This is a genomic window from Thomasclavelia sp. (assembly GCF_017889095.1).
Lineage (GTDB): Bacteria > Bacillota_I > Bacilli_A > Erysipelotrichales > Coprobacillaceae > Thomasclavelia.
Map to the genome: position 1 here is coordinate 1 of NZ_JAGHEW010000256.1, position 7,033 is coordinate 7,033.

The following is a 7,033-nucleotide window of genomic DNA, read 5'->3' on the forward strand; positions in this document are numbered from 1 at the left end:
AAAAGCTACACGTTGTGTCTATATTATAGCAATTTTAAATTAAATTTCAAAAGAAAATTTTTATCATTATTTAATAAAAGGTAATGCAATTACATTACCTTTTTACTCATTTTTCTTTTTTTATAACCATATCCTAAACCAGTTATACCAGTTAATAATCCTAAACCATAAAGGATAATATTTTGATCATCACCAGTTTTAACACTAGACACTGGTTTATTATTTTGATTATTCACTGTTGGTGTTTGGGTAGGATTTTCATCAGGAATAGCTTCTGGCTGCTCATCTTTTACTTCTACATCCCACAAGTAATCTTTTACAAATGTAGTATAAGCATCGCGCCATACGCCCCAGTCATGAGCACCTTTTTTAGTATCCATACTATACGCTACATCTAATTTATCTAATTTAGCTGCCATTCCTACTGTTTTTCTACTATCATCACTTCCAGCTTCTTTTAATGCCATATCAACATTTCCCGCAGTTAAATAAATTGTTGCTTCCTTTAGTTTCGCTACATCACTTATTTCAGCATTGACATTTGCTCCTGAAAAACATCCATAGTATCCAAACATTTCTGGATATTCCTGCATGATTGTTGATGTTGTCATACTTCCCATTGAAAGTCCACATAATGCCCGGTCACTAGCATCCGCTGATACATTATAGTTTGCTTCAATATATGGAATTATGTTGTTTTTTATGTTATCAGCTATTTTTTCATAATCCCAATTAAAATATGTATTATCCATGGTTACTACAATAGCTTCCACAGCTTCTCCACCGGCAATTAAATTGTCCATAATATTTGGTAATGAACCAATTGTCATCCATTCATTTTCATTACCACCGCCACCATGTGATACATAGATTGTTTTATATGTTTTATTTGCATCATAATTATATGGCAGATAAACACCTAATGGCTGCATTGTTCCATCATTAGCTTCATAACTTACAAATAAGTAGCTACCCTGCTGATCATTTCTTGCATAAATATATTCTTGACCTTCGGTTGTATTTTCGCTGTTTCCAACGTATACTAAGCTATGATTAGCATCATGTCCATTAGCTGGATTATCAACCGCTGGATTTACAGGGTCCTGAATCGTCACTTCACTGCCATCTTCATAAGTAATTGTATAATCATAATAGTATAAGTTACCTGGAAGCGGTAATGATACTTCAAAATATTCATCAGCAGTTTCTTCCATTTCATAAACTACTGTATCATTGTTTAATCCATAACCAGTATTAAACATACCATCTTGATAATGATAAGCATCATAAACTTTAGCTCCACTGGCATCACCAGTTGTAATGAAATTTTTGGCAACTTCATCATTTTGATAAAACTGCATATTACCTGATACCGTTACTTTTGTTGCATCTCTTGTATCTTGATCTTGATATGCAAATGTAACTAAATAATCACCATCATAATTAGTATCTTTATTTTCTTCAACCGTTACTCCTGGCTGATATTCCGGTGTAGTTACATCTTCGTAATCCCATAAATAATCTTTTGTAAATGTAGTAAATGAATCACGCCAGACATACCAGTCATGTGATCCTGGTTTTAGATCAAATGTATAATTTACACCCATTTGATCCAACATTTTCATATAATCTACAGAACTAATACCTAAGTTGTTGTTATAAGCCATATCAATACATCCAGCAGTTAAATAAATAGTAGCACTATTCATTGCCTCGCTATTCCAATTTGCTGGATCTAAATCTGAATTACCACCTGAAAATGCACCATAATATCCAAATTCTTCAGGTACTTGTTTTAACATTTCATTAGTAGTCATTGATCCCATTGAAAGACCACAAAATGCCCGATCATCAGCGTTTTTAGAAACACTATAGCGACTTTCAATTGTTGGAATGATATGATCAACAACATTAGGAACAATCTTACTATAATCCCAATTAAAATATGTATTATCCATGGTTACTACAATCGCCTGGGCTGCTTCATTATTAGCAATTAAGTTATCCATAATGTTTGGGATTGATCCAATTGTCATCCATTCAACCTCATTGCCACCGCCACCATGTGATACATAAATTGTCTTATATGTTTTGCTTGCATCATAATTATATGGTAAATAAACACCTAATGGCTGCTTAGTTCCATCAACAGCACTATAAGTAATATATTCTACTTTTCCATTTTGATTAGAACGTGGATAAATATATTCTTGGCCTTTAGTTTCACCACTGCCTACATAAAACAAACTCCAACCAGCATCAGAGTCAATATTTTTTTCTGGTAAATTAGCAGGATCATAAGCTTTTTCGAAAATTGATCCATCGCTATAAGTAATATAATAAGCATAAAAATATTGATTAGCTGGCAAAGGAATTGTAACTTGGAATACCTCATCAGAAACTTCTTCCATTTCATAAGGAATCATCGTACCAGTTTTTAAATTAGAACTAGCGGCAAACATTCCATCTTCATAATTATACGCATCATAACATGGAATCTGTGAATTATCACCTGAAGCATCATAATCCTTTACTTCATCTTCCTTATAAAACTGAAAACCACCCTGAATATTTACAGAAACAGCATCTCTAGCATCGCTATCTTCGTAAACAAAAGTTGCCATGTAATCAGCATCCCAATCAGGATTAGTATTTTGTTCAACTGTTACTCCTGGTTCGTATTTTGTTTCCTTAGCAATCAAAGGTGTAACCGTCATAGAAACAACAGTTGAAACACTTAAAACCATACTTAAAATCAACTTCTTTTTCATAACCTTCCTCCTTATAGTCATTATTTTAATTTAATTTTTTTAGTTAAACCATAATCAAAAATAAAAGCTGCTTACAAAAAATGTAAACAGCTTTTATAAATTGTAATAGATCATTTCCGAGAAGATTCGACTAAGAAACGGTAAAGAATAATACCCGTCATTATTACTATCCCTAATACCATAAATATATAATAAATCGACTATATCTTTTAAATGCATTTCCTCTTGAGCCACTGCAATTATATAAATACCATTTTCTCGTAACTGATTTAAAAACTTCTTTTTTTCTTCAGTAAACCAATCGCCATATATATCAAGATATAATACAGTATCATCTTGATTAAAATTATTAATTACGACTTTATCTAAATCAAATACATTAATCATATACGTTGGTATTCCGTTTACTAATGTATCTAACTGAAATGTATAAAAATCAGCTAATTCATGACTATCTCCAACAATCATGATACTATTACTGTTTTTTAATCTTTTTATAATATATTTTATTTTTTCAAAATCAAGATTGAGCTTAGTTTGTTTCAAATTATTAACGGCATCACCATAGAGGTTATCTACCATATCTTCCATTGAAGTTCTCATAAATCGCATAGTGTGGCCTAAAATTCTTCGCATCTTAGTATCTTTATTGTAAACTTCTACTTTGTATTTAAAATCCTGAAATGAAGCAAACCCCGCTTTATTGATAAAACGACTAACCGAAGCAACTGAGATATTAGCTTCATTAGCAACCGATTCTAAAGAAATTGCTTTTATATCATCAAAATGTCCGATTAATACTCGAGCAATATTATATTCATTAGTATTAGTTAAATGTTCATTACAAAATTTAATAAATTCAAAGATATTATTATGTTCCATTCATTACACCTCAATCAGTAGAAATATTATTACTCTTTAAAACATAAAAAACTACTATTGTCCCAATCATTAATACAACTGCTCCTATTATAAAAACAGAATAGATACTTTCGTAAAAAAACATCTCACATATATGAATCAATGCAGTTGCCAAAAAACCGCCAATCCCAGCAACTACTGCCATATATCCACCAATAACTGCCTTGTTTTTTAATTGGCAACAATTATCAGCAATCAAAAATAAATATAACACCACAAAATTATAGAAAAAACCAAAAATTGCTGCTGCAAAATACATAGAAATTTCATTTTTTCCTAGTATATATACTAAAATCCCACATAAACTGCATATCATCGCAATCACTATAAAAGAATCTTTAAAACGTTGATATATTTTATCAAAAACAAAACCTGATAATACTGAAAAAATCGCATTAACATTACCAACTGAAGCCGCTAAAACAATAGCATTTTCAAAGCCTTTTTCCGAAAATAACGATGATTGATTAACACTTACTGCGGTCATAGTCATATTTAAAACTAAAAATATTCCTAAAATAATCATAACATTACTAGATATTTTTTCTTTTTGATTTTTTATTTGTGGTTTATTTAATGAAATATCAGGTAGAAAGAAACTAAACAATAATGTTATTACTATTGGTAAATAACCAAAAAACATTAATTTCCAATATATCTTACCTAAAAAGCTTATGATTGTCTGAAAGAAAATTGTACCAATACTCGCAACAATCGTTGCATAACCTAGATACTTAATTTGTTTTTTTCCACTATAATACTCCAAGATCAATGATTTATGTAATGCTATGGCGATTCCTATTCCTACTCCAAATAATAGTCGAAAAATCAGCATCATATATAAGTTTTCAACAAAAAAAGGTCCAACACCCCCAACTATCAAAAAAATATTCATTCCAATAATAACCTTTTTATAAGTAATAATTCTTCCAGTAAGTTTACCGATTATATATGATGTTGGAATAACGGCTAGTGAACAAATATTTATCATTAAAGAAACTGTAGATGTGGGATAATCAGAAAAATGTTGATATAACATATACATTCCAGGATTAAGGGTACCTCTAATTTGACATAGAAACGATACTGAAAATATCGAAATTAAAACCAAAACCTTTTTCATATTATTATTTCCCCGTATATAAACATTCCTTGTGTAACCATATAGTAGCATAAGAGAATTGCAAAAGCAAATACTCAACTATTGTAAAATGATATTAAAACTTTTTACAAATACGTTATAATTTCAATATAAAATGAAACTGTATCAGATTATATTGAAATTTTTTCAGTTTGGTATACAATCTATCATGTTATTTTTTTAATTTGAATATATAAAATTGATCGATAAAATGTTTAAGTCTCACACAGCTTAAACGTATTTCCTCATAAAAACATTTCCGTCTTCTTAAATAAAATATCATTTATTAAATTTATTTTTCATTAAAAACTATACTAGATAGTTAGATTTTTAGAAAAAATATGCTATAATATAGTTGAAATTAGAAGTCATATTTTAATTTCAGACACATAGTATATAAATGGATTTAAATATCCAAACTATAATTGAACGATTTAACGTTCTGAGGGTGTGGTAGATAGTACATGCGATTCTACTATTCTGACAAGCGGAAACATCAGAACCTGTCTTGAATGGATAAACCACACAGGAGGTAATTGGCCCTGTAAGCCTGATTCACGGGCTAATAAAATAATGTGAAATCAGCAAGGATAAAGCCTTGCAATCCAATTTAGGAGCATACGCTCCTATTTATTTTATAGGGAGGATACTAATGAAAGATTTAATTATTAAAAATTACCATTATTTCAAAATTAATATTCTCCCTTATTATATTCTGATACATACTAATCAAGGAGTAATACTCGTAGACTCATCTAAGGCTAATTTATTACATCTATTGGGTATACATAAGACAGGTAACTTTAAATATAAACGTATGAAGCCTATAGAATTATGGAATTACTTAGACACTGGGCATAATATAAGTCTATTTGATTTGATTGATAAAAATAGATTTGAAAGTGATACCCTATCTACAGATGAACTTTTTTTATATAGAAGGAATAAAGGATTTATACCAATTTTTGAAAGTTTATTTAATCAAATAAATCTAAATTTTTATTTGAAAAAGTTTGGAAACGACTTTGATGCTGATTATATTCAGTTTTGCTATTATAATCGTATGGGTGGATATTTAGGCATAATCGGTAGTGATAAAAATAATTATCATTATTTTAATTCTATAATGTTAGAATATGATAATCCAGAAAAATAAATTGGCCCTAAAGTCATAGTGAAAAAAGTTGAAAAAATCTTAAAGAGTGAATTTGTATATACAAATTATCGAATAGTAAGTTCCAAAAGATTTGCAAAAAAACAGAGGACAAATACCATTTCAAACTCCACAAAACCAAACATAAATATATCGTCTAACAAATGCAGAAATAAAATAAATCAATTATTAAAGTATGATTTGAAAATTGAAAAAGGAGAAAATGGAAAAAAGTCGATTAAAATAACTAAGAATAAAACAGTTCTTGAAAAAGGAATAAGATTAAATTTTAAAAGTTTGGATACATACGAGAAGATTGCAAATTTTATAAACAAAACATACAGTTCAAAAAATAAACTATAATTGAGAGATTTGTCATTCTAAGATTGTAATGGATAGCACATGCGGTCCTACTATCCTAACAAACAAAAACATAATTAATTATCTTAAAAAGATAAAGCCCTACAATCCAATTTAGGAGCGTTTGCTATTTCTTTTTTGTATTTTGTCATAATATCTTTCTTTTCAAATTATAAAATATTAGCGAAAATTCTGTATCTATTAATTGGCCACTTGATTATTTTTTTACTTATATTTTATTAAGAAATTCTAATATTTACAATCTAATCTTTGCACAGTATAATGCTTGATAGAAATGATATACTTATAATAGTTATTTAGAGGTCGGAAATGGTTCCTGATACACTCCAAATGAGTACCTGAGATGATGGATACACCGCCCATCCTAAATAGCTACTATTATGAAGGAATATAATCTTGCTTTGATAGCACGAACATAAGTTTGTGCTATTTTTATTTTATATCACATAAATTTTAACTTACAATAAAAATAACAATACCAAAACTTAATAAAAACAATTAAAAAATACATGTTTAATTTTTAAAGCACCGTTTATCAAGTAACCATATAGTAGCATAACCAAATTGCAAAAGCAATTATTTGGTAGCATGGTACAGAGGTGATTTTATGCAATTTAAAAGATTAGAAGATCTTCGAATTGATAATGATAAAACCCAAGCAGAAAT

5 protein-coding genes are annotated in these 7,033 nt (G+C 29.1%); 2 read left to right on the forward strand and 3 right to left on the reverse strand.

Annotation, left to right across the window (positions count from 1 at the left end):
* Positions 1-89: 89 nt before the first annotated feature.
* The 3 genes from J7M77_RS11485 to J7M77_RS11495 form a co-directional block, all read right to left on the reverse strand.
* Positions 90-2,771, reverse strand: coding sequence for an alpha/beta hydrolase-fold protein (locus tag J7M77_RS11485; protein WP_296878662.1), 2,682 nt, complete (start codon positions 2,769-2,771; stop codon positions 90-92).
* Between the two features lie 93 nt (positions 2,772-2,864).
* Positions 2,865-3,653 carry a MurR/RpiR family transcriptional regulator gene (locus J7M77_RS11490; protein ID WP_296878664.1) on the reverse strand — a complete coding sequence of 263 codons (789 nt, stop codon included), beginning with the start codon at positions 3,651-3,653 and terminating at the stop codon, positions 2,865-2,867.
* A gap of 10 nt (positions 3,654-3,663) precedes the next feature.
* Positions 3,664-4,815: an MFS transporter gene (locus J7M77_RS11495; protein ID WP_296878666.1), complete on the reverse strand. Its 1,152-nt coding sequence runs from the start codon at positions 4,813-4,815 to the stop codon at positions 3,664-3,666.
* A 670-nt stretch (positions 4,816-5,485) separates the two neighbouring features.
* On the opposite strand from J7M77_RS11495, the gene J7M77_RS11500 reads away from it, so the two are divergent.
* Positions 5,486-5,989 carry a hypothetical protein gene (locus tag J7M77_RS11500; RefSeq protein WP_296878667.1) on the forward strand — a complete coding sequence of 168 codons (504 nt, stop codon included), beginning with the start codon at positions 5,486-5,488 and terminating at the stop codon, positions 5,987-5,989.
* Positions 5,990-6,007: 18 nt separating this feature from the next.
* Positions 6,008-6,349 (forward strand): hypothetical protein, encoded by a 342-nt coding sequence (locus J7M77_RS11505; protein WP_296878668.1) that lies wholly within the window; start codon positions 6,008-6,010, stop codon positions 6,347-6,349.
* The last annotated feature ends 684 nt before the right edge of the window (positions 6,350-7,033 follow it).

Bases quoted from the DNA above. Each gene is read 5' to 3' on its own strand.
- J7M77_RS11485 (WP_296878662.1), bottom strand. From the start codon at position 2,771: ATGAAAAAGAAGTTGATTTTAAGTATGGTTTTAAGTGTTTCAACTGTT.
- J7M77_RS11495 (WP_296878666.1), bottom strand. From the start codon at position 4,815: ATGAAAAAGGTTTTGGTTTTAATTTCGATATTTTCAGTATCGTTTCTA.
- J7M77_RS11490 (WP_296878664.1), bottom strand. From the start codon at position 3,653: ATGGAACATAATAATATCTTTGAATTTATTAAATTTTGTAATGAACAT.
- J7M77_RS11500 (WP_296878667.1), top strand. From the start codon at position 5,486: ATGAAAGATTTAATTATTAAAAATTACCATTATTTCAAAATTAATATT.